The following is a 21,486-nucleotide window of genomic DNA, read 5'->3' on the forward strand; positions in this document are numbered from 1 at the left end:
GGTCTACGTTTGCTTTACAAACGTTTAAAGGTAGAAAAATATAAGGAGACGGAACAAATGTTCCGGAGAGACATATGGCAAGGCAGGACGAGATAAATAGTCTTTTTGCACAAACATCGTTTCTGTATGGTGGAAATGCGGATTATATAGATCAGCTTTATGCCGAATATGAAAAGGATCCCACCAGTGTAGATTCACAGTGGCGTACTTTTTTTGAAAATCTTCATGATAAAAAAGAGGATGTTCTCAGAAACGCTGAAGGGGCGACATGGCAACGTGACCATTGGCCGTTGAAAGCAAATGGTGAATTGGTTTCTGCTCTTGATGGTGATTGGACTGTTCTTGAAAAACAGGTTGGAGATAAATTAAAGGAAAAGGCAGCAACAGATGCTGCGCAAAAAAAAGGGATAACTTCTAGCGAACAAGATGTTATTCGCGCGACTCGTGATTCTGTTCATGCTCTCATGATGATTCGTGCTTTTCGTGCACGGGGCCATCTTCGTGCAAAGCTTGATCCCCTTCAACTGGCAGAAAAACTTGAGGACTACAAAGAACTTTCTCCAGAAGCTTACGGTTTTACTCCTGCTGATTATGAACGGCCCATTTTTATTGATAATGTTTTAGGGTTGGAGTACGCCACTATTCCGCAAATGCTTGAAATTCTCAATCGTACCTATTGTTCAACAATTGGTGTGGAATATATGCATATTTCTGATCCTGCTCAAAAAGCGTGGCTTCAAGAACGTATTGAAGGACCAAATAAGCAGATTGCTTTCACACAGAATGGCAAGAAAGCTATCCTTAACAAGCTTATTGAGGCAGAAGGGTTTGAGCAGTTTTTAGATACAAAATATAAAGGAACAAAGCGTTTTGGACTTGATGGTGGTGAAGCGCTGATTCCTGCTCTTGAACAAATTATTAAATGCGGTAGTGCTTTGGGAGTGCAGGAAATTGTTTTAGGAATGGCACATCGTGGTCGTTTAAATGTTCTTTCACAAGTTCTTGCAAAACCACATCGGGCTATTTTTCATGAATTTAAAGGCGGGTCTTATAAGCCTGATGATGTAGAGGGATCGGGTGATGTCAAATATCATTTGGGAACTTCAGCGGATCTTGAGTTTGATGGTAAAAAAGTTCATTTGTCGCTTTTAGCCAATCCATCTCATCTTGAGATTGTTGATCCGGTGGTGATTGGAAAGGCGCGTGCTAAACAAAATCAATTTTTGGGTCGTATGCATGTTGACGATCTCCCGTTGAATGAGCGTTCAAAGGTCTTGCCATTGCTTATTCATGGTGATGCTGCTTTTGCAGGGCAGGGCGTTATTCAGGAAACTTTTGGCCTTTCCGGTCTTAAAGGTTACAACGTTGCTGGTTCTGTCCATGTGATTATTAATAATCAGATTGGTTTTACAACGGATCCACGTTTTTCGCGCTCTTCACCTTATCCGTCAGATGTAGCAAAAATGATCGATGCACCTATTTTCCATGTGAATGCTGATGATCCTGAGGCGGTGGTCTTTGTTGCAAAAGTAGCGACAGAATTTCGTCAAATTTTCCATAAGCCGGTAGTAATTGATATGTTCTGTTATCGTCGTTATGGGCATAATGAAGGTGATGAACCTTCCTTCACACAGCCACTTATGTACAAAGCTATCCGTAATCACAAAACAACCCTTCAGCTTTATGGCAACCAGTTGGTGGCGGAAGGGGTGGTTACTGTAGAAGAGATTGAACAACAAAAAAAGCTCTGGCGTGATAAACTTGAAGCTGAGCTTGAAGCGAGTGCTTCTTATAAGCCTAATAAGGCTGATTGGCTCGATGGGAGCTGGACAGGGCTTAAAGCTTCTACGAGTACCGATGAGCAACAGTGTGGGATGACGGGTGTTGAATTAAAAACCTTAAATGAAATTGGTAAGAAACTTGTCGAGATTCCAGCCGATTTTCATGTTCATAAAACGATACAGCGTTTTTTAAGCAACCGTGCTAAAATCTTTGAAACCGGTGAGGGCGTTGATTGGGCAACCGCTGAAGCTTTAGCTTTTGGGTCGCTTTGCTTAGAAGGGGCACCTGTTCGTCTTTCCGGTGAGGATGTTGAACGGGGAACTTTTTCACAACGTCATTCGGTTCTTTACGATCAAGAAAATGAAGCCCGTTATATCCCATTAAATAATTTGCAAAAGGGACAGGCGCTTTATGAGGTTGTTAATTCTATGCTTTCTGAGGAGGCGGTTCTTGGTTTTGAATATGGATATTCTCTTGCTGAACCACGGGGATTAACACTTTGGGAAGCACAATTTGGTGATTTTTCTAATGGTGCACAAGTCATTTTTGATCAATTTATTTCATCTGCTGAACGTAAATGGCTTCGTATGTCTGGTCTTGTCTGTTTGTTGCCTCATGGTTTTGAAGGACAGGGACCAGAACATTCTTCAGCGCGTTTAGAACGTTTTCTTCAACTTTGTGCAGAAGATAATATGCAGGTTGCTAATTGTACAACGCCTGCAAATTATTTTCATATTTTGCGCCGGCAGATTAAACGTGACTTCCGTAAACCATTGATCATAATGACGCCAAAATCACTTTTGCGTCATAAGAGAGCTGTTTCTTTTCTCAGTGAAATGGAACCAGAAACGAATTTTCACCGTTTGTTGCTTGATGATGCAGAACGACTCAAAGATTCTGTCATTAAATTGCAAAAAGACAATAAAATTCGTCGTATCGTTCTTTGTACAGGAAAAGTTTATTACGATCTTTATGAAGAACGTGAAAAAAGGGGTTTTGATGATGTTTATTTGCTTCGTGTTGAACAGCTATATCCTTTTCCTGCAAAAGCTTTAGTGGATGTGTTATCTCGCTTTTTGCAAGCAGAAGTTGTTTGGTGCCAAGAGGAACCAAAGAACATGGGGGCTTGGTCATTTATTGAGCCTTATTTAGAATGGGTTTTGACACATATTAGTGCGCAATATTCACGGGCACGTTATGCTGGACGTCCTGCTAGTGCATCACCAGCCTCTGGGTTGATGGTGAAACATCTTGAACAGCTTGCTGCGTTTCTTGAAGACGCATTAGGCTCTTAATTTATGACTACTCTGATCTATGGAAAAATATTATGACTACTGAAATTCGTGTTCCTACTTTGGGCGAATCGGTTACCGAAGCGACTGTTGGTAAATGGTTTAAAAAACTTGGCGAAACTGTTGCTATGGATGAACCTTTGGTTGAATTAGAAACTGATAAGGTAACAGTTGAGGTTCCTTCACCTGTTGCAGGGAAGTTATCTGAAATCATTGCAAAGGAAGGCGATACAGTTGAAGTGAATGCGCTTTTGGGGGCGGTTGAAGCAGGAGCCGCTGGTGTTTCTCAATCATTTTCGCCTGCTGCTACACCTCTTCCTGCGGCTAAATCTGCGGTGGAGCAGTCTTCTTCCAGTGCTACAATGCCTCCTGCGCCTTCAGCAGCAAAAATGATGGCAGAAAATAATATTGCAAAAACTGATGTTTCTGGTTCTGGAAAGCGTGGGCAAATTCTTAAAGAAGATGTTCTTGGAGTTTTAGAAAAGGGAACAAAGACTCCTTCTTCTGCTCCTGCGGTTTCTAAATCCAGCTCTTCGGTTGCTTCTGTTCAGGAAATACACGAAGAGCGCGTTCGTATGACAAAATTACGTCAAACAATTGCTCGTCGTCTTAAAGATGCCCAGAATACGGCGGCAATTTTAACCACATTTAATGAGGTTGATATGTCCGCGGTGATGGATTTGCGTAAGCGTTATAAAGATGTTTTTGAAAAAAAACATGGTGTTAAGCTTGGTTTTATGGGATTTTTTACCAAGGCTGTTTGTCATGCATTAAAGGAACTTCCTGCTGTTAATGCAGAAATTGATGGGACAGATATTATTTACAAAAACTATGTTAATGCAGGAATTGCTGTTGGAACGGATAAAGGACTTGTTGTTCCTGTCGTGCGTAATGCTGATCATATGTCATTTGCAGAAATTGAAAAAGAGATTGGTCGTTTGGGACGTCTTGCACGTGATGGGAAATTAGCTGTTTCTGACATGCAGGGTGGAACTTTTACCATTACAAATGGGGGGGTTTATGGATCGTTAATGTCGACGCCAATTTTGAATGCACCACAGTCTGGTATTTTGGGAATGCATGCGATTAAAGAGCGGGCAATGGTTGTGGATGGGCAAATTGTAATTCGTCCTATGATGTATCTGGCACTTTCTTATGATCATCGTATTGTAGATGGTCAAGAAGCTGTGACTTTCCTTGTGCGTGTTAAGGAAAGTTTAGAAGATCCGGAACGCCTTGTTCTTGACTTGTAAAAGTACAATTTTCAGGAGGAAAGGAAAAACGGATGTCTTATGATGTAGTTGTGATTGGAGCAGGACCAGGTGGTTATGTTGCGGCAATAAAGGCGGCGCAATTGGGGCTAAAAACAGCAATTATTGAAAAACGTGTGGCGTTGGGAGGGACGTGCCTTAATGTTGGCTGTATTCCTTCTAAAGCGTTGTTGCATGCATCAGAAGTGTTTGCCGAAACACAACATGGTTTTGAAACACTTGGTATTTCTATTGCAAAATCTAAGCTTAATCTTGAACAAATGATGGCACATAAAAAAGCTGTTGTGACAGCAAATACAAGCGGTGTCTCTTTTTTGATGAAAAAAAATAAAGTTGACACTTTTTTTGGTACAGCCAAAATTTTAAGCGCAGGTCATTTGGAAGTTATTATGCGGGATGGTCGCACACAAAAAATTGAAACAAAAAATATTATTATTGCTACTGGATCAGAGAGTTCAGGCATTCCTGGTCTCAATGTTGAAATTGATGAAAAGGTTGTTGTCTCTTCTACGGGAGCTCTGTCCTTTGAAAAAGTGCCAACGCGTATGATTGTTGTTGGAGCCGGTGTTATCGGTTCAGAGCTTGGTTCGGTTTGGAGCCGTTTGGGGGCTAAGGTGACCATTATTGAATATCTTAATAAAGTTTTAGGATCAATGGATGGTGAGGTTTCACGGCAGTTTCAAAAAATCATGGAAAAGCAGGGAATTGAATATAAAACTGGTGCAAAAGTCACAGCTATTACGCAATCTGGTTCAATGGCTAAGGTTAGTTTTGAAGCGGTCAAAGGTGGTGAATCTGAAACTTTAGAGGCTGATGTTGTGCTTATTGCTACTGGACGTTCTCCATATACGGAAGGTCTTGGTTTGAGCGAGGTTGGTGTTCAAGTAGATGAGCGCGGCTTTGTTGTGACCGATGCAAAGTGGCAGACAAATATTCCGGGAATTTATGCGATTGGTGATGTTGTTAAAGGACCAATGTTGGCACATAAAGCAGAGGAAGAAGGCGTTGCTGTAGCAGAAATTTTGGCTGGTCAAAGAGGACATGTTAATTTTGATGTGATTCCTAGCGTTGTTTATACTCAGCCGGAAATTGCTAGTGTAGGAAAAACAGAAGAAGAGCTTAAAGCTGCTGGTATTGAATATAATGTTGGTAAGTTTCCTTTCATGGCAAATGGTCGTGCACGTGCTATGCAAAGGAGTGATGGCTTTGTTAAAATTCTTGCTGATAAAAAAACAGATCGGGTTTTAGGGGGACATATCCTTGGATTTGGTGCTGGCGAAATGATCCATGAAATTGCAGTCTTAATGGAATTTGGTGGTTCATCAGAAGATTTGGGGCGTTGTTGCCATGCGCATCCTACCTTATCAGAAGCTGTGCGTGAAGCAGCTTTAGCAACATTTGCTAAACCACTTCATATCTAAATGGGCTTTGAATATTTGATGATGTTTCTTGGAAAAGCCTAAAAGATAGTTTATTGGCTACTTCATAAGTTGCATGTTTTCGGAAAAACCGCTCTTTCAAGAGCGGTTTTTCTATATTTTTCTTTATATATCAGAAAAGTTTTCTCAGTGTGCCAATCTATAAGTAAAATACAGAGTGCTATTTCTCACATAGCCTCTACAAAGCAATTTTATTTCTCAATATTTCTTTTAACTATAGATTGCTCTATTTTTTGATGCAAAAGCGAACCTCAAAAGTTTTTACCATACACAAAAGGGCTTTATTAGCGTTAAAGGAAAACAATATATGGCTCTATAGGTCAATTAAAATTGCAATTTTCTCTCTTCTTTTTGTTCTTTTATACAGGTGGAAAGACCCATATGGTCGAGATATTTGAGAAAGGGTTGTGGTGGTAATTCTTCTACATTGACCATGGTTTTAACATCCCATTCACCGGAGGCAATAAGGAGAGCTGCTGCTGCTGCTGGTACGCCGGCTGTATAGGAAATGCCTTGTGCTCCAGTTTCGTTAAAAGCTTGTTTATGATCGGCTATATTATAGATAAAAATTTCTCTTAGCTTTCCCTCTTTTTCTCCTTTAATAAGATCTCCAATACAAGTTTTTCCTGTATAGTCTGGTGCTAGAGAAGCTGGATCGGGTAAGACAGCTTTCACAACTTTTAAAGGAATGACTTCTTGACCTTCTGCTGTTTTTACAGGCTGTTCAGATAAGAGTCCGAGATTTTTCAAAACGGTAAAAACAGTGATGTAATGTTCACTAAATCCCATCCAAAAACGGACATTTTGAACATCAAAATTTTTGGATAAGGAATGAATTTCATCATGTCCTGTCATATAAGCTTTTTGTTTTCCAACAACTGGGAGATCCCATTCATGGCTGATTTCAAACATTTTATTGGAAACCCATTTTTTATTTTGCCAAGACCATACTTGTCCCGTAAATTCACGAAAGTTAATTTCTGGATCAAAATTCGTGGCAAACCAACGTCCATGACTTCCGGCATTAATGTCAATAATATCAATATCGGTGATCTTATCAAAATAACATTCACGCGCGAATGCTGCATAAGCATTCACGACACCTGGATCAAATCCTGCACCTAATATCGCGGTGATACCAGCTTGTTCGCATTCTTTACGACGAGGCCATTCATAATTGCCATACCAAGGTGGTGTTTCACAAATTTTAAGGGGGTCTTCGTGAATTGCAGTATCGATATAAGCGCACTTTGTTTCGATACAAGCTGAAAGAACGGACATATTAAGAAAGGCTGAGCCAACATTGATGACAATTTCGCATTTGGTTTTTTGGATGAGTTTTACAGTCTCTTTTACATTCATTGCATTGAGTGCATGACTTTTAAGAACACCTTGTTCTTTCATAGAATTTTTTTCTTTAATGGAAGCAATAATGGCTTCACATTTTTTGACTGTTCGTGAAGCAATATGAATTTCACCGAAAATATCATTGTTTTGAGCGCATTTATGCGCAACAACTTGTGCAACACCTCCAGCACCAATAATGAGAACATTTTTCTTCATCGTAGGGTTATCTCCTTTTCAATACTGTTTGTTGTATGATGGTTTTTAATGGTTATTTTCATGAAAGACTTGTCTGATAATCATTGTAGTTAAATTGACGTTGAAGCGTTAATGTTCCATCAAGTTCTTTGATAACAATGGCAGGCATTGCAACGCCATTAAACCAATTCTTCTTAACCATTGTATAGCCTGCTGCATCCTGAAAAGATAGCCTATCTCCTATTTTAAGAGGTTTGGGAAATTGAAATGTTCCAAAAATATCACCAGCAAGACAAGATTTTCCGCAAACCATAATTTCGTATGGCCCTTGATTTGGTTCTAATTTGGCATTTTCGCGATAAATGAGAAGATCAAGCATATGAGCTTCAATGGAACTATCAACAATAGCGAGTTTTTTTTCATTATATAATGTATCGAGAACACTGACTTCTAGTGTGGTGCTTTTTGTTATAGAAGCTTCTCCTGGTTCTAAAAAAATGGTGACACCGTGGGTTTCTGAAAAGTGTTTTAAGCGTTCTGCAAAAGCTTCTAGAGGATAATTTTCAGCTGTAAAATGAATTCCCCCACCAAGGCTTATCCAATCAACAGCAGAGAAAAGTTCTGCAAATTCTTTTTCCGTGTAATTTAGCATTTGGTTAAAAAGATTAAAATCAGCATTTTCGCAATTGTTATGAATCATTAAGCCGTTGATAAGGGGCAGGACTTCTTTAATGGCGCTTTGATTGGTTTCTCCTAAGCGACTAAAAGGGCGAGAGGGATTGGCTAGATCAAAATGAGAGGCACTGATGCCTGGATTTAACCTTAGACCTCGTTGAATGTTTTTGGTTGCATCAGCAAAACGTTGAAGTTGTTGGATGGAATTAAAAATAATTTTATCTGCGTAGCTACAAGCTTCATCAATTTCGTGATCAGCCCAAGCAACTGAATAGGCATGGGTTTCTTTGCCGAATTTTTCTCTTCCCAAACGCAGTTCATAAAGGGATGATGAGGTGGTTCCATCCATGAATTCAGACATGAAATCAAAAACACTCCACGTGGCAAAACATTTCAAAGCAAGCAAAACTTTCGCTCCAGATATTTCACGTAAACGAGTGATAACTTGCATATTCTTTATGAGCTTAGATTTATCTATGAGGTAATAGGGGGTTCTTATCATTGCTTACTCATTCTCTTTTGAAGGATCTTATTCTTGAGATCAACGTTTAGTACAAAGAGCAACAGAATATCTCAAGAAAAAAGAATCTGTTTTTGTTTAGCGGTAGAAAGATTTTCTAGAGTTGCTTTTTGTTTTTGTTATTTTGAGATTTGCGTTATGCGTATGAAAAAAAAATTATATTATGTCTTAGCTTTTTTAGTTTTTGGTAGTTTTTTCATTATAACCACCAATATTATTCATTTGGCAAAAAATAACAGCGATGTCGAAGCTAAAATGGCTCCTTTGACTTTTGTTCAGGAGGGGTTGCAGCCGTTGGTTTTTACAGGGCGTAGAGAACTTAATGGTTTTAAGGGATACCGTAATTACCGACATGGTTATCATAAATATAAAGATAATTGGTGGTATCCTGAAGCCGCCTTTGTTGCGTTAACACATCTAAACACGGAACACCCTCCATTAAAAGCTGTATCAGATGTGAAAAGCACACTTTTAATTTCTTCTTTAGAAAAACAAGAGCCTTGGATGCTTAGACAACATATTGAATCTTGTCTGGTGCGTTATCGCTCTTATAATAAAAATGATAACAGTTATCAGCCTTTTTATGGTCCTCGTAAGCCCTGTTTTTCGCGCTTTTTTAAAGGGTAGAATTTATTAAATGTAGAAAATTTTCTATCAGCTCTTGTCGTTCTCATTCCAGTTCTTAGAATAAAAAGAGGATTTGTATGCTGGATGTTTTTTAACGCAACAGTTGTTTTTTTTAAATTAAAATACTTTTAAGTTTTATTAAATCTTATTATCGTTAAGTGCAGGATGAGGGGATGACAATGTAAATTTTTATTTTGTCTATGACAAAATATTTAAAGACAGAATGGAGCTTGAAGAATGACAATACGGGAAGCAATGTTGATATTGCTTGTTTTGCTTCCCTTTGGCGGGAGTGCAGTTGTTGGTTTTTTTCGTGCGACAGCAAAAAATAATGAAGCATGGTTTGCTGGGATTATTGCACTTTTCACGCTTCTTTTTACAATAACACTTTATCCAGCAGTTCACGGAAATCGTGTCGTGCGTTTAGATATTTCTTGGCTTTCAGAGTGGGGTGTTGATTTTATCCTGCGTATGGATGGCTTGTCGTGGCTTTTTTGTTTGCTCATTACAGGAATTGGGCTGCTTGTCGTTGTTTATGCCCGTTATTATATGGATCCCGCAGATTCTGTACCACGATTTTTTTCTTTTTTCCTAGCCTTTATGGGCTCAATGACAGGGATTGTTTTATCAGGTAATCTGGTGTTTTTGGTTGTTTTCTGGGAACTTACCAGTATTTTTTCTTTTTTGTTGATTGGTTATTGGTATCATAATGCAAGTGCGCGTGAAGGGGCGCGTATGGCTTTAACAATTACAGGTTTTGGTGGTTTTGCCCTTTTTATTGGGGTTTTATTGATTGGGTATATCGTTGGTAGTTTTGATCTGGATAAAATTTTACAGTCTGGAGATGTGATCCGTTCAAGTTCACTTTATATCCCTGCCCTTATTTGTATTTTGTTGGGAGGACTAACGAAAAGCGCACAGTTTCCTTTTCATTTTTGGTTGCCTAATGCGATGGCAGCTCCAACACCTGTATCGGCTTATTTGCATTCGGCAACAATGGTAAAAGCTGGGTTATTTTTGCTGGTTCGTTTATGGCCCGTGCTCTCTGGGACAGAGTCTTGGTTTTGGATGCTCGGCCTTTCAGGACTCTCAACACTTCTTCTTGGGGCTTATTGTTCTATGTTTCAGCAAGATTTAAAGGGATTGCTTGCTTATTCAACGATTAGTCATCTTGGATTGATTACGACACTTTTAAGCCTTGGGAGTCCTCTTGCATGTGTTGCAGCGATTTTTCATATGGCCAATCATGCTACTTTTAAAGCTTCTTTATTTATGGCTGCTGGCATTATTGATCACGAAACGGGAACACGTGATATGCGTAAGCTGACAGGTCTTTATCGCTCTATGCCGATTACAGCGACTCTTGCTTTAGTAGCAAGTGCCGCGATGGCTGGTGTTCCTTTGCTCAATGGTTTTTTATCAAAAGAAATGTTTTTTGCTGAAGCTGTTGAAAGGCATATGGAATCATGGCTTGATTGGATCGCTCCTTATATAGCAACGCTTGCTAGCTTGTTTAGTGTGACCTATTCTATACGCTTTATTCATGGTGTCTTTTGGGGACCAAAACCTCATAAATTACCTAAAACTCCGCATGAACCACCCCATTTTATGCGTTTACCTATAGAACTTTTGGTGTTTGTTTGTTTGGCCGTTGGTATTTTTCCTAATTTAACAATTGGGTCTATTTTAGATAATGCTGTTGTGTCTGTTTTAGGACCTATGACGATTTCTTATAGCTTGGCTGTTTGGCATGGGATTAATACGCCATTAATGATGAGTTTGGTGGCTTTATTTGGGGGGAGCTTGCTCTATATTGCTGGGCGGCGTTATTTTTTATCTTGTGATGATGGTGCGCCTTTTTTTCGTCATTTGAAAGGACTGCGTATTTTTGAACGTATTCTTGTGATTATTTCTTGGAAATGGGCGCGTGCGGTGGAGGCTGTTTTGTCAACACGCCGTTTGCAAATCCAGTTGCACTGGATTTTTGCTGTGTGTTTTATTTTTGTTGGTCTTTTGCTTTGGCGTGATGGTTTCATTGCTCTGGGACGGTTACCGCTTTTTCCACTTGATATGCCTTTTCTCGCGCTTTGGTTGGTCGGTGGATTGTGCGCGCTTTTAGTCGCTTGGCAAGCAAAGTTTCATCGTCTTGCATCACTCATGCTTTTGGGGGGAGCAGGACTGATGACGTGTGCAACCTTTTTATGGCTTTCTGCGCCCGATTTGGCTATAACGCAATTGGTTGTTGAAGTGGTGACAACTGTTTTATTATTGCTTGGTTTGCGTTGGTTGCCTAAGCGTGTGTATAATTCTGCTCCAATGTCTGTTCGTTTCGGGGTGCGTTTACGTCGCGCTCGTGATTTCATCATAGCAATTATAGGAGGCGCTGGTGTTGCGTGGCTCTCTTTTGCGATGATGACACGTCCTCAAGAGACAACAGTTTCTAATTTTTTTCTGAAAAATGCTTATTCTGGTGCTGGTGGTCGCAATGTTGTGAACGTATTGTTGGTTGATTTCCGCGGTTTTGATACGATGGGAGAAGTTGTTGTTTTGGGGGTTGTTTCGTTGACTGTTTTTGCTCTTTTGCGTCGATTCCGCCCTGCTCCTGAAAGTATTGATGCGCCGTTTCAACAACGTGTTCAGAAAGCTTTTGATAAAGTACAGCCGGATCGAAATGTGGGGGATACAGTGTTGAATTATCTGGATATCCCTTCTGTTATTATGGGGTGGCTCTTTTCTGTTATTATTGCTTTTTCTTTTTATTTATTCGTGCGAGGGCATGATCTTCCAGGAGGGGGATTTGTTGGTGGGGTGACTTTAGCTATAGGCTTTATTTTGCAGTATCTTGCACGGGATATTCGTTGGGTGGAAAATCATTTAAAAGTTTTGCCTTTACGCTGGATGGGCTTTGGCTTATTGCTATCGGTTGTAACGGGAACAGGGGCTTTGTTTTTTGGGTATCCTTTTTTAACATCATTTTTCCAATATATTCATGTGCCATTGATTGGAAAGGTTCCTATAGCATCTGCCTTTTTGTTTGATTTTGGTGTGTTTTCTCTTGTGTTGGGAGCAACGATTCTCATTTTAATTGCACTGGCACATCAATCAATACGGAGTTACCGAATCGGTAAAAAACCTGCTTTAAAAGGGAAGGAAAATTAATGGAAATTATTCTTTCTTTGGCTATTGGTGTTCTTGTCGGATCTGGAATTTGGCTCATTTTGCGTCCCAGAACTTTTCAGGTTATTCTTGGTTTGTCTTTGATATCTTATGGTGTCAATCTTTTCATATTTGCAATGAGTAGACCACGGAGTAATGCAGCGCCAATCGTTGATCCTACGATGGTGGTCAATCCGGCGAATTATGTTGATCCTCTTCCACAGGCTTTGGTTTTAACTTCTATTGTGATCGGTTTTGCAACGACAGCTTTATTTTTGGTTATCTTGTTGGTTTCACGAGGTTTAACAGGTTCAGATCACGTTGATGGACGTGAGGTACAGTGATGGAAGCTTATGCGCATCATCTTCTTATCTTACCAATTCTTTTGCCGTTAAGTACTGGAGCTCTTCTTCTTTTCTATGATGAACGCCGTTCAAAACTGAAATCACTCATAAGTATTTTTTCTGCCGCATTGTTAGTTGTCATTGCTGTTTTATTGGTGATGCATGCTCTTGAAGTTGCACCAGCTGTGGATGTTTATCGGCTTGGTAATTGGCCTTCTCCTTTTGGTATTGTTTTGGTGCTCGATCGCTTAAGTGCTATGATGCTTTTGCTTTCTAGCTTGTTGATCAGCGCGGCATTGGTTTTTGCACGGGCACATTGGTATAAAGCGGGTCCTCATTTTCAGTCATTGATGCAATTTTTCATGGTTGGAATAAACGGCGCTTTTTTAACAGGTGATTTATTTAATTTATTTGTGTTTTTTGAAGTGATGTTAACAGCTTCTTATGGCCTTGCGTTGCATGGTTCTGGTCCATTACGTGTGCGCGCTGGGTTGCATTATGTTGTGATTAATCTGGTTGCTTCGTTGTTTTTTCTCGTTGGTGCGGCGCTCATTTATGGAATCGTAGGTACCCTCAATATGGCTGATTTGGCCGTAAAAATAAAACAGATAGCCTCTAGCGATATGACTTTATTCGAAATAGGGGCTACGCTTTTGGGAATTGCTTTCTTAATTAAAGCAGGGATGTGGCCATTGAATTTTTGGTTGATGCCAACTTATAGTGCAGCAGTAGCGCCTGTTGGAGCTTCTTTTGCACTTTTAAGTAAAGTCGGTATTTATATTATTTTACGTTTAACATTGTTATGGTTTGGACCAGAAAGTGGACATTTTAGCTATTTTGGTCATGTGATTTTGTTTTACGGTGGGCTTGCTACCATGACTTTTGGTTTTATTGGGGTGTTGGCAAGCCAAGTCTTGGTACGTTTGGCAGCTTATAGTGTTTTGGTCTCTTCTGGGACATTGTTAACAGCAATCGGGATCGGTAATACAGCACTGATCGCAGGTGCACTCTTTTATATTGTTTCCTCAACTTTGGCACTGGGTGCTTTTTTTCTTTTGGTGGAATTGGTTGAACGCTGTCAAGATGTGGCAGCCAATGTTTTGACAGTGACAATGGAAGTCTATGGGGACGATGAAGAGGAGGAAGAAGATGAGGTAGGGACTTATTTACCGGTAACTTTGGCAATTCTTGGAGCTTGTTTTGGCCTTTGTGCACTTTTGATTATTGGTTTGCCTCCTTTTTCTGGTTTTGTTGCTAAATTTATGATGTTTGTGGCACTTTTAAACCATAGTAAAGAAAATATTTCTACCTCTCTACCCATTTATCACGTTTGGCTTTTTATTATTTTTGTCACTCTCTCTGGTTTTGCTGCTTTGATTGCGATGACACGAACGGGCATTCGAACTTTTTGGGTGTCTCTTGAAGGGAAAATTCCACGGGTGCAGGTGATTGAATTTGCCCCTGTTGCCGTTCTGCTTGCTTTGTGTTTTCTTATTACAATTGTTGCTGATCCTGTTAGTCGTTATATGTTTGAAACAGCCAAGACTTTGTATGAGCCTCAAAATTATATTGGCAGCGTTTTAGATGATGTATCTCTTGAAAATAGGGGGATTCATTAGTGAAATATTGTTATTTTTTCCCTTTTTCTAGCGCGGCAATTATTTTTATGTGGCTGATCTTAAATGGCTTTAGTTTCGGTCAATTGCTTTTGGGGATTATTGTTGCTTTGTTTGGGGGCTGGGTGATGCGGCTTTTTGAACCGGAAAAGATAACTATTAAAAGTTGGAGTGCCATTTTTCAGCTGTTTTTTCATGTGTTTATTGATTCTATTATTTCAAATGTTTCTGTGGCTTGCTTGGTTTTAACCAAAAGATTTCGAAAACAGCAGTCTGGTTTTATTGTGGTGCCCATTTCGCTTGAAAGTCGCACGGCTTTAGCTATTTTGGCATGTATTATTTCAGCAACTCCAGGGACTGTTTGGATTGCCTATAATAGAAAGAATAAAGAACTTTTACTTCATGTCTTAAATTTTAAAAATGGATGTGATTACCAAGAATTGATCAAAAAACGCTATGAGAAATTACTTTTGGAGATTTTTTAATGAGTATGGTGATCCTTTATTGGGGGCTTTATCTTTCACAGTTTTTTTTAAGTTTGGCAATGATTCTCGCACTGTTTCGGTTGATTCGTGGTCCACGAGCGCAAGATCGGATTGTGGGGTTGGATGCTCTTTATATAATCACTATTCTTTTATTTCTGACCTTTGATATCCGTTCAGGAACGACCATTTATTTTATGGCTGCTCTCGTTGTTGGCTTATTGGGTCCTGTCTCAAGTATTGCGTTGGCAAAATTTCTCATGCGGGGGGAGATTATTGAATGAAGGATGATGTATCGCTTGTTGTTGCTATTGCTGTTACGGTGTTTTTGATATTAGGATCTGGTCTTACGTTGATTGGAATGATAGGATTGGTGCGTCTTCCCACTTTTTATAAGCGTTTACATATGCTTTCGTTGAGTACAAGTTGGGGCGCTGGGAGTATTCTTATTGCGTCGTTTCTTTATTCAACCTTTGTAGATCATCATTTTGTTTTTCATGAATTTTTGTTGGTGATTTTTTTACTTGCAACAATACCGGTTGCTTCTATGTTGGTATCACAAGCAGCGGCTTATCGATACTATTCAGAAAATGAATTAAAAAAACCGCTCGCTCTTTTATCACGTCAGATGGAAAAACAAACATCTACTTCCGACGAAATGTCAAGTGATACGAGCCAGAGCGATTTTTAAGATGCAATAAATTTTTTTATTCTGTTTTTTGTTCTTTTACGCAATGAATAGAATTTTTTTCTTCTGGATCATTCCTGAGATCATAAAATGTGGCTTCATCTGCTTTTGACCACCATATATAGGGTCCTGCAACATATCGTGCTCCGGAAGCAGAAATGACATTGGAAGCAATGATGCGCTTTCCTTTCCATTTGAAATCAACAAGTGAAATGTTGCCAGCATTAAGATAGGTTGCTTCAACACGCTCTTTACTTGTGCCTGTCTCGCATTGATAGACAGCAACTGTTGTTGTTGGCTCTGGATCATCTGGGACCTCGATGACTAAAGAGCCAGCAAAGGCATTAAGTGAACCGAATAGCGGTAGGCTTAAAACAGCAAAAAATCCTACAATAAAAGCAATTTTTTTCATGGTATTTCCTCAGTTATTTAAAATAATAACAGTGATTCATCTTTACAGTGGATGAGATTTTTTCCTTCTGGGTCTTGAAGAAGATCATGAAGTGTCACTTCATTGTTCGTCTTCCACCAGATATACTGGGCTCCTTCATATTCTTCTCCCGATGCATCGATGACATTAGTAGCGATGGCGCGGCCGTCTTTCCATTTAAAATCAACCTTAGCAGCGATGACCCGGTCGTCTTTCCATTTAAAATCAACCAACGAAATATTATCAGAGTTGTAATAAGTTGCTTTAACGCGTTCTTTATTTTCACCCATAACACATTGATAGGTTATGGTTTTTGTTTCTGGATTATCTGACACTTCAATGACTAAAGCAGTAGCTAAGGCACTGTTGACATTGAAAAATAACAAAAAGGAAAAAAATCCTAAAATTTGTAGAGTTTTTTTCATAATGCTTTCCTATACGAAGAGTAATTTGTCTTTATGTGATGGTGTCTACGGCAGGATTCGAACCTGCGACCCCAGGATTCATACCACTTCGGTTTTCACCGCCAACCTTATTGGCTGTTTGTGGTCTGGACTGTCTCTTCACCGTAGAGCCCATGCTCCTTAGGTGCTGCCCGTTCAGTCTCTACACCTTCCTCTCATGTGAAGAGAGGCTTGGCTCGGGATTGGCATATAGTTTTGCCTATGAAGCTTTCCCCGAATTTGAGCAGATCCGCTTTGAGGATTTCTCCTCAAGGCGCCCAATTTCTTTAGGAATCCTGTGCTCTATCCTACTGAGCTACGCAGACATCATCATAACTATTTCTTTAATAGAAGTATAAAAACGAATCAATTATATTCAAGATGAATTAACGAATTTCTGTTAATTTTTGTTCCAAAAAGGATAAAACTGCATCTGGTGGAACATTTTTTGCAATAAATGATTGGCCAAGTCCGCGTGTCAAAATAAAGGTCAAATTATTTTGTGAAACTTTTTTATCTTGAGCGATGAGGCTCATCAGTGTTTCAGCATCTGGTAGATCTCCTGGAATATCCTTTAACCCTGTAGGCAAACCAACAACTTTAAAGTGTGCTTCGATACGATGTATGAGTGTGGGGGCTACTAGATTCAGTTGCGCAGAGAATTGATGTGCGAGAATCATGCCAATTGCTACAGCTTCACCGTGAATTAAACGCTTTGAATCATAAGCGGTTGCTGTTTCAAGCATATGTCCAAAGGTATGACCAAGATTTAAGAGTGCACGCTCTCCTGTTTCATATTCGTCACGTGCTACTATGGCAGCTTTAAATTGGCATGAGCGAACAATGGCTTCTGTTTGGGCTTCTGTTCGCATAGAGCCATTAGGGAAAATTTCTTGTCCGTTTTTTTCAAGCCATTCAAAGAAATCAGGCTGGTTAATGAGACCATATTTGACCATTTCCGCATAACCTGCGCGAAATTCGCGTGGTGGTAAGGTATCAAGAACAGATGTGTCAGCAATAACACATTGCGGTTGATAAAAAGTGCCTATAAGATTTTTTCCATATTGACTATTGATGCCGGTTTTTCCTCCAACAGAGGAGTCAATTTGTGCAAGCAATGTTGTGGGCATCTGAATAAAATTCATTCCGCGGCGTATGATACTTGCAGTAAATCCCGCTAAATCTCCAATGACACCGCCACCAAAAGCAATAACACAGTTACCTCTTTCTAAGCGTGCGGCAAGAATTTGGTCGATGACAGTTTGCAAGGTTGAAAATGATTTTGATTGTTCTCCTGCTTCTACAATGATTGGAACAATATGAATTTTATTCTTTGTTAATTCTTTTTTTAATGTCTCTAAGTGAAGGGAAGCAACATTGGTATCTGTAATAATTGCCAAACGCGTCTGATGCGAATCTTTTTGCTTAAGAGAACGCTTAATCTGCAAAGCCGCTTGTGCAATGAGATCTGGGCCAATAATAATATCGTAACAGTGCTTGTCTAGTTTAACAGTGACGGTCTTGGCTTGCATGTTTGTTCTTCCTATTGTTTATTTTCTGTATCGAGGTAGTGTTGTACAGACCGTATGACGGTTTTTGCTACGGTAAGACAGCTTTCTTTATGAGTGTTAATTGTTATGTTTGCTTTTGCATAGATAGGATAACGCTGTTCCATGAGTTTTTGCATGGTTTCTTTAGGATTTACTGTTTGAAGGAGCGGTCGCGTTTTGCGCTTTGAGACCCGTTGCATGAGGATATCAAGATCGGCTTTGAGCCAGATGGATATCCCATTTTGATGAATGGCTTTTTGGATGTCTTGATTGATGTAAGCACCACCACCAGTTGCTAAAATGATAGGATTTTTTTTTATGAGGTTTAAAATAACACGCTGTTCAAGAGCACGAAATTCTGATTCACCATAAGTTTTAAAAAGCTCGGTGATGGTCATTTTTGAGGCTTTTTCAATTTCATGATCGGAATCATAAAAGGGCAAATGGAGCATGGTGGCAACGCGTTTACCGATGACTGATTTGCCTGCACCCATCAGACCAACAAAGACAAGAGCCTGTTTGTCAAGAGATGATAAGAGCTGATTCTTTACTTGTGTTATTGGAATATGTTTTGGTCGATTATTTTCCATAACTTATTTCGACATTTATCTGCTTTAAAGTCAATTCCTGTTAATCTTTATAAGGCATAATTAAAGATGAAGTGTTCGGGGGAGAGTTTATTATCTTATGCCAACGTTGACCAGATTTTTAATGATTCTTTTTATTTCACTTGCTATCCTTTTTACTATCATGATCGCTCTTGTGGTCTTTGTTAAACCGGTAACTGTGGATATGTATATCGATGTCCCTTTGGATTCATTGAATTTTTCTTCAAAAAAGGATCAATGAAATGAAAAATGCTGCTGTGATAGATCGTTTTCTTGAGATGATGAGTGCTGAGCGAGGTGCTTCTGACCATACACTTGCTGCTTATCAGCATGATTTGCAGTGGGCACAAGAGGTCTTGTCTTCGCATTCTGTTTCGCTTTTTATGGCGAAAAAAAAAGATTTAATTGGTCTTTTGTCGCTTATGCACACTCTTGGTTGTGCAGCATCTTCACAAGCGCGCCGTTTATCGACTTTGCGTCAATTTTACCAATTTCTTTATGCTGAAGGATTGAGAGAAGATGATCCTTCTCATGATATTGATGCGCCTCGTCAAGGGCACCCTTTGCCCAAAATTATCAGTGAAGATATGGTGAAAAAATTGCTTGATTTGGCTGAAATGGAAGTCGCTCAAGCAGATTATGGGACAAAAGAGTATTTGCGTGCAGTGCGTCTTCAGTTGTTGATTGAAATGCTTTATGCAACAGGATTGCGTATTAGTGAGTTGGTGAGTCTTCCTGTGCAAGCTGTTCGGGGAAAGGGATACAGTGTTTTGGTGCGCGGTAAAGGTAAGAAAGAACGAATGGTCCTTTTATCAAAAAAAGCATGCCAAGTTCTTTCCCAGTGGTTAGACTTGCGTGATCAAGGAAAGGATTCGACAAGCCCTTATCTCTTTCCTGCGCATTCCGAAACAGGATATATTGCGCGACAAGTTGTTGCACGGGAGTTGAAAAATCTTGCCACAAGAGCGGGAATAAGCAATCGTGGCTTTTCTCCTCATGTGTTGCGCCATGCTTTCGCGAGCCATCTTTTGCAAAATGGTGCGGATTTACGCGCTGTTCAACACTTGTTAGGCCACTCTGATATTGCTACCACTCAGATTTATACTCATGTATTGGAAGCGGGGCTTTATCGTCTTGTTAATGAGAATCATCCACTTGCAGATGAGCAGAAGGCTCGTTAAAGAAAGGGTAATGTTTTTGAAAAATGATTTATAAAACGGATTATAAGTGTATAAGTGACACCAAATAAGTTGGGTAAAATGTATAATTATCTTGATTTTGAAAAACCAGTTGCTGATCTCGATGGAAAAATTCTTGAATTAAAACAAATTGCTCAAGAAGAGGGCAGTCTTGATATGAGCGATGAAATTGCACGTCTTGAAGTGCGTTCTCAAACGGCATTGCGCGATATTTATAAAAAATTATCACCATGGCAAAAAACACAAGTGGCTCGCCATCCTGATCGCCCCCATTTTATGGATTATTCTGCACATTTGCTCAGCGATATTACACCTTTGGCAGGAGATCGTAAGTTTGCTGAAGATGAAGCTATTCAAGCTGGGTTTGCACGCTTTCGGGGGGAAGCAGTTGCTTATATAGGTCAAGAAAAAGGGCATGATACGCAAACACGTTTGCGCTATAATTTTGGTTCTGCACGTCCAGAAGGTTATCGTAAGGCCGTACGTATTATGGAAATGGCTGATCGGTTTGGTTTACCGCTCCTTACTTTTGTTGATACAGCGGGTGCTTATCCTGGGGTAAGCGCTGAAGAACGTGGGCAAGCAGAAGCAATCGCCCAATCAACGGCAGCAACTTTGCGCCTAAAAGTTCCTGTTGTTTCGGTTATTATTGGAGAAGGTGGTTCTGGAGGGGCTATAGCAATTGCTGCAGCTAACAAAGTTTATATGTTGGAGCATGCGATTTATTCTGTTATTTCACCAGAAGGAGCTGCTTCTATTTTATGGCGTGATCCAACGCGGGCTAAAGATGCTGCAATGAATATGCGTATTACCGCGCAAGATTTGTATCGATTAAAGATTATTGATGGCATTATTCCTGAGCCTTTAGGAGGCGCACATCGTGGAAAAGAGACTGTGATTGATGATGTGGGCGATGTTATTTTAGAGGCTTTAAAAACTATGGCTGGAAAAGATGGGGAAACGCTTAAAAAAGATCGTTGGGAAAAGTATCTTCAAATTGGTAGGTCTTTAGCATAAGCCATTTTTTGTGAGAGGATGGATTGGAGTTTAATTCGATGATATTCAAGAGATTCCTCACAGTATGTGTGTTGTTTGCAATGGGAATATTAATGGCATGTGAGGGAAGATTGCCAGCTTCTATTCGTGCTAAAGTTGAACAGCCTCTCCCCAAAGAAATCAAAAATAGAATGTTAATGCATGATATTGATCCCGATGCACCAATTATGATGCGGTTTTTTAAAGAAGAAAATGTTGCTGAAATTTGGAAGCAGTCTCGTTCAGGGACTTTTGTTTTGATGGCGCGTTATGGCATTTGCAAATGGTCTGGTCAACTTGGACCTAAGTATAAGGAAGGAGACCTTCAAACACCGGAAGGTTTTTACACTATTAGCGCAAATCAAATGAATCCTTATTCGAAATATTATCTCTCTTTTAATATAGGATTTCCAAACCTTTATGATAAAGCAAATGGTCGAACAGGAAGTAATCTGATGGTGCATGGTTCTTGCTTTTCTGCTGGTTGCTACTCCATGAGTGATAAGAATATGGCACAGATTTATGCGTTTGCACGGGATGCTTTTAAAGGTGGACAGAGAGAATTTCAGTTGCAGGCTTTTCCTTTCCGCATGACTCATGAAAATATGGAACGCTATAAGACTGACCCTCATTATCCATTCTGGGTTATGCTTAAGGAAGGTTATGATTTTTTTGAGAAAAATCGTATGCCCCCAACGGTAGATGTTTATGAAAAGCGTTACGTTTTCAATCGTGGAATTCATAAAACTTCAATGGCTCTAAAACCGTGAGTATTATCTTATTGCAA

The 21,486-nt window shown here is 39.6% G+C and carries 19 protein-coding genes and 1 pseudogene; 13 read left to right on the plus strand and 7 right to left on the minus strand.

The genetic code is table 11. The features are described 5' to 3' along the window. The first annotated feature begins 74 nt into the window (after positions 1–74). The 3 genes from BN202_RS04135 to lpdA are packed head-to-tail and all read left to right on the plus strand — an operon-like array spanning position 75 to position 5,766. The gene (locus tag BN202_RS04135; protein ID WP_019219275.1) at positions 75–3,077 is read left to right on the plus strand and encodes a 2-oxoglutarate dehydrogenase E1 component; all 3,003 of its coding nucleotides are present in this window, start codon (positions 75–77) and stop codon (positions 3,075–3,077) included. Positions 3,078–3,109: 32 nt separating this feature from the next. After that, positions 3,110–4,327: a 2-oxoglutarate dehydrogenase complex dihydrolipoyllysine-residue succinyltransferase gene (gene odhB, locus BN202_RS04140; protein ID WP_019219276.1), complete on the plus strand. Its 1,218-nt coding sequence runs from the start codon at positions 3,110–3,112 to the stop codon at positions 4,325–4,327. A gap of 32 nt (positions 4,328–4,359) precedes the next feature. Continuing rightward, entirely contained in the window at positions 4,360–5,766 is a 1,407-nt protein-coding gene (gene lpdA / locus BN202_RS04145) for a dihydrolipoyl dehydrogenase (RefSeq protein WP_019219277.1), read from the plus strand. Between the two features lie 342 nt (positions 5,767–6,108). On the opposite strand, the gene BN202_RS04150 is transcribed toward lpdA, so the two are convergent. Together BN202_RS04150 and BN202_RS04155 are read right to left on the minus strand one after the other, a co-directional pair. Then, on the minus strand, positions 6,109–7,347 hold the full coding sequence (locus BN202_RS04150) for a saccharopine dehydrogenase family protein (RefSeq protein WP_019219278.1): 1,239 nt from the start codon (positions 7,345–7,347) through the stop codon (positions 6,109–6,111). Positions 7,348–7,405: 58 nt separating this feature from the next. Further along, complete coding sequence (locus tag BN202_RS04155; RefSeq protein ID WP_034987258.1) at positions 7,406–8,503, minus strand: carboxynorspermidine decarboxylase; 1,098 nt, start codon at positions 8,501–8,503, stop codon at positions 7,406–7,408. 156 nt (positions 8,504–8,659) lie between these two features. Here BN202_RS04155 and BN202_RS04160 point away from each other — a divergent pair, with 156 nt between their 5' ends. The 7 genes from BN202_RS04160 to mnhG all read left to right on the plus strand — a co-directional run bounded on the left by BN202_RS04160 (position 8,660) and on the right by mnhG (position 15,437). Further along, positions 8,660–9,148 (plus strand): BA14K family protein, encoded by a 489-nt coding sequence (locus tag BN202_RS04160; protein WP_019219280.1) that lies wholly within the window; start codon positions 8,660–8,662, stop codon positions 9,146–9,148. 237 nt (positions 9,149–9,385) lie between these two features. After that, positions 9,386–12,307, plus strand: a complete 2,922-nt coding sequence (locus BN202_RS04165; RefSeq protein ID WP_019219281.1) for a monovalent cation/H+ antiporter subunit A — start codon at positions 9,386–9,388, stop codon at positions 12,305–12,307. Continuing rightward, on the plus strand, positions 12,307–12,648 hold the full coding sequence (locus BN202_RS04170) for a Na+/H+ antiporter subunit C (RefSeq protein WP_019219282.1): 342 nt from the start codon (positions 12,307–12,309) through the stop codon (positions 12,646–12,648). Before BN202_RS04165 ends, BN202_RS04170 begins: the two co-directional genes overlap by 1 nt. After that, positions 12,648–14,267 carry a monovalent cation/H+ antiporter subunit D gene (locus BN202_RS04175; RefSeq protein ID WP_019219283.1) on the plus strand — a complete coding sequence of 540 codons (1,620 nt, stop codon included), beginning with the start codon at positions 12,648–12,650 and terminating at the stop codon, positions 14,265–14,267. Before BN202_RS04170 ends, BN202_RS04175 begins: the two co-directional genes overlap by 1 nt. Next, positions 14,267–14,749: a Na+/H+ antiporter subunit E gene (locus BN202_RS04180; RefSeq protein WP_019219284.1), complete on the plus strand. Its 483-nt coding sequence runs from the start codon at positions 14,267–14,269 to the stop codon at positions 14,747–14,749. Before BN202_RS04175 ends, BN202_RS04180 begins: the two co-directional genes overlap by 1 nt. After that, positions 14,749–15,030 (plus strand): K+/H+ antiporter subunit F, encoded by a 282-nt coding sequence (locus BN202_RS04185; protein WP_019219285.1) that lies wholly within the window; start codon positions 14,749–14,751, stop codon positions 15,028–15,030. The genes BN202_RS04180 and BN202_RS04185 overlap by 1 nt, the downstream gene beginning before the upstream one ends. Next, on the plus strand, positions 15,027–15,437 hold the full coding sequence (gene mnhG / locus BN202_RS04190; protein WP_019219286.1) for a monovalent cation/H(+) antiporter subunit G: 411 nt from the start codon (positions 15,027–15,029) through the stop codon (positions 15,435–15,437). Before BN202_RS04185 ends, mnhG begins: the two co-directional genes overlap by 4 nt. A gap of 16 nt (positions 15,438–15,453) precedes the next feature. Here the strand turns inward: mnhG and BN202_RS04195 are convergent, their stop codons facing one another. The 5 genes and pseudogenes from BN202_RS04195 to BN202_RS04210 form a co-directional block, all read right to left on the minus strand. Continuing rightward, complete coding sequence (locus BN202_RS04195) at positions 15,454–15,846, minus strand: MliC family protein (RefSeq protein ID WP_019219287.1); 393 nt, start codon at positions 15,844–15,846, stop codon at positions 15,454–15,456. 17 nt (positions 15,847–15,863) lie between these two features. Further along, entirely contained in the window at positions 15,864–16,289 is a 426-nt protein-coding gene (locus BN202_RS04200; protein ID WP_019219288.1) for an MliC family protein, read from the minus strand. 31 nt (positions 16,290–16,320) lie between these two features. Continuing rightward, positions 16,321–16,443, minus strand: coding sequence for a hypothetical protein (locus BN202_RS10410; protein WP_019219289.1), 123 nt, complete (start codon positions 16,441–16,443; stop codon positions 16,321–16,323). Positions 16,444–16,693: 250 nt separating this feature from the next. Continuing rightward, positions 16,694–17,839: a 3-dehydroquinate synthase gene (gene aroB, locus BN202_RS04205; RefSeq protein WP_019219290.1), complete on the minus strand. Its 1,146-nt coding sequence runs from the start codon at positions 17,837–17,839 to the stop codon at positions 16,694–16,696. Beyond that, positions 17,814–18,447: pseudogene (locus BN202_RS04210) on the minus strand (shikimate kinase). Before BN202_RS04210 ends, aroB begins: the two are co-directional and overlap by 26 nt. A 260-nt stretch (positions 18,448–18,707) precedes the next feature. Between BN202_RS04210 and BN202_RS04215 the strand changes: the two are divergent. The 3 genes from BN202_RS04215 (at position 18,708) to BN202_RS04225 (ending at position 21,469) form a co-directional block, all read left to right on the plus strand. Then, positions 18,708–19,646: a site-specific tyrosine recombinase XerD gene (locus tag BN202_RS04215; protein WP_019219293.1), complete on the plus strand. Its 939-nt coding sequence runs from the start codon at positions 18,708–18,710 to the stop codon at positions 19,644–19,646. 78 nt (positions 19,647–19,724) lie between these two features. Further along, positions 19,725–20,681, plus strand: coding sequence for an acetyl-CoA carboxylase carboxyltransferase subunit alpha (locus tag BN202_RS04220; RefSeq protein WP_034987266.1), 957 nt, complete (start codon positions 19,725–19,727; stop codon positions 20,679–20,681). 38 nt (positions 20,682–20,719) lie between these two features. Next, positions 20,720–21,469 (plus strand): L,D-transpeptidase family protein, encoded by a 750-nt coding sequence (locus tag BN202_RS04225; RefSeq protein WP_034987270.1) that lies wholly within the window; start codon positions 20,720–20,722, stop codon positions 21,467–21,469. The last annotated feature ends 17 nt before the right edge of the window (positions 21,470–21,486 follow it).

This window comes from Bartonella florencae (assembly GCF_000312525.1).
Taxonomy (GTDB): domain Bacteria; phylum Pseudomonadota; class Alphaproteobacteria; order Rhizobiales; family Rhizobiaceae; genus Bartonella; species Bartonella florencae.

Coding starts and splice junctions, on each gene's coding strand:
- BN202_RS04200 (WP_019219288.1), bottom strand. CDS start 16,289: ATGAAAAAAACTCTACAAATTTTAGGATTTTTTTCCTTTTTGTTATTT.
- BN202_RS04220 (WP_034987266.1), top strand. CDS start 19,725: ATGTATAATTATCTTGATTTTGAAAAACCAGTTGCTGATCTCGATGGA.
- BN202_RS04160 (WP_019219280.1), top strand. CDS start 8,660: ATGCGTATGAAAAAAAAATTATATTATGTCTTAGCTTTTTTAGTTTTT.
- BN202_RS04155 (WP_034987258.1), bottom strand. CDS start 8,503: ATGATAAGAACCCCCTATTACCTCATAGATAAATCTAAGCTCATAAAG.
- BN202_RS10410 (WP_019219289.1), bottom strand. CDS start 16,443: ATGGGCTCTACGGTGAAGAGACAGTCCAGACCACAAACAGCCAATAAG.
- BN202_RS04225 (WP_034987270.1), top strand. CDS start 20,720: ATGATATTCAAGAGATTCCTCACAGTATGTGTGTTGTTTGCAATGGGA.
- BN202_RS04165 (WP_019219281.1), top strand. CDS start 9,386: ATGACAATACGGGAAGCAATGTTGATATTGCTTGTTTTGCTTCCCTTT.
- BN202_RS04185 (WP_019219285.1), top strand. CDS start 14,749: ATGAGTATGGTGATCCTTTATTGGGGGCTTTATCTTTCACAGTTTTTT.
- BN202_RS04175 (WP_019219283.1), top strand. CDS start 12,648: ATGGAAGCTTATGCGCATCATCTTCTTATCTTACCAATTCTTTTGCCG.
- BN202_RS04135 (WP_019219275.1), top strand. CDS start 75: ATGGCAAGGCAGGACGAGATAAATAGTCTTTTTGCACAAACATCGTTT.
- aroB (WP_019219290.1), bottom strand. CDS start 17,839: ATGCAAGCCAAGACCGTCACTGTTAAACTAGACAAGCACTGTTACGAT.
- odhB (WP_019219276.1), top strand. CDS start 3,110: ATGACTACTGAAATTCGTGTTCCTACTTTGGGCGAATCGGTTACCGAA.
- BN202_RS04195 (WP_019219287.1), bottom strand. CDS start 15,846: ATGAAAAAAATTGCTTTTATTGTAGGATTTTTTGCTGTTTTAAGCCTA.
- lpdA (WP_019219277.1), top strand. CDS start 4,360: ATGTCTTATGATGTAGTTGTGATTGGAGCAGGACCAGGTGGTTATGTT.
- BN202_RS04150 (WP_019219278.1), bottom strand. CDS start 7,347: ATGAAGAAAAATGTTCTCATTATTGGTGCTGGAGGTGTTGCACAAGTT.
- mnhG (WP_019219286.1), top strand. CDS start 15,027: ATGAAGGATGATGTATCGCTTGTTGTTGCTATTGCTGTTACGGTGTTT.
- BN202_RS04215 (WP_019219293.1), top strand. CDS start 18,708: ATGAAAAATGCTGCTGTGATAGATCGTTTTCTTGAGATGATGAGTGCT.
- BN202_RS04170 (WP_019219282.1), top strand. CDS start 12,307: ATGGAAATTATTCTTTCTTTGGCTATTGGTGTTCTTGTCGGATCTGGA.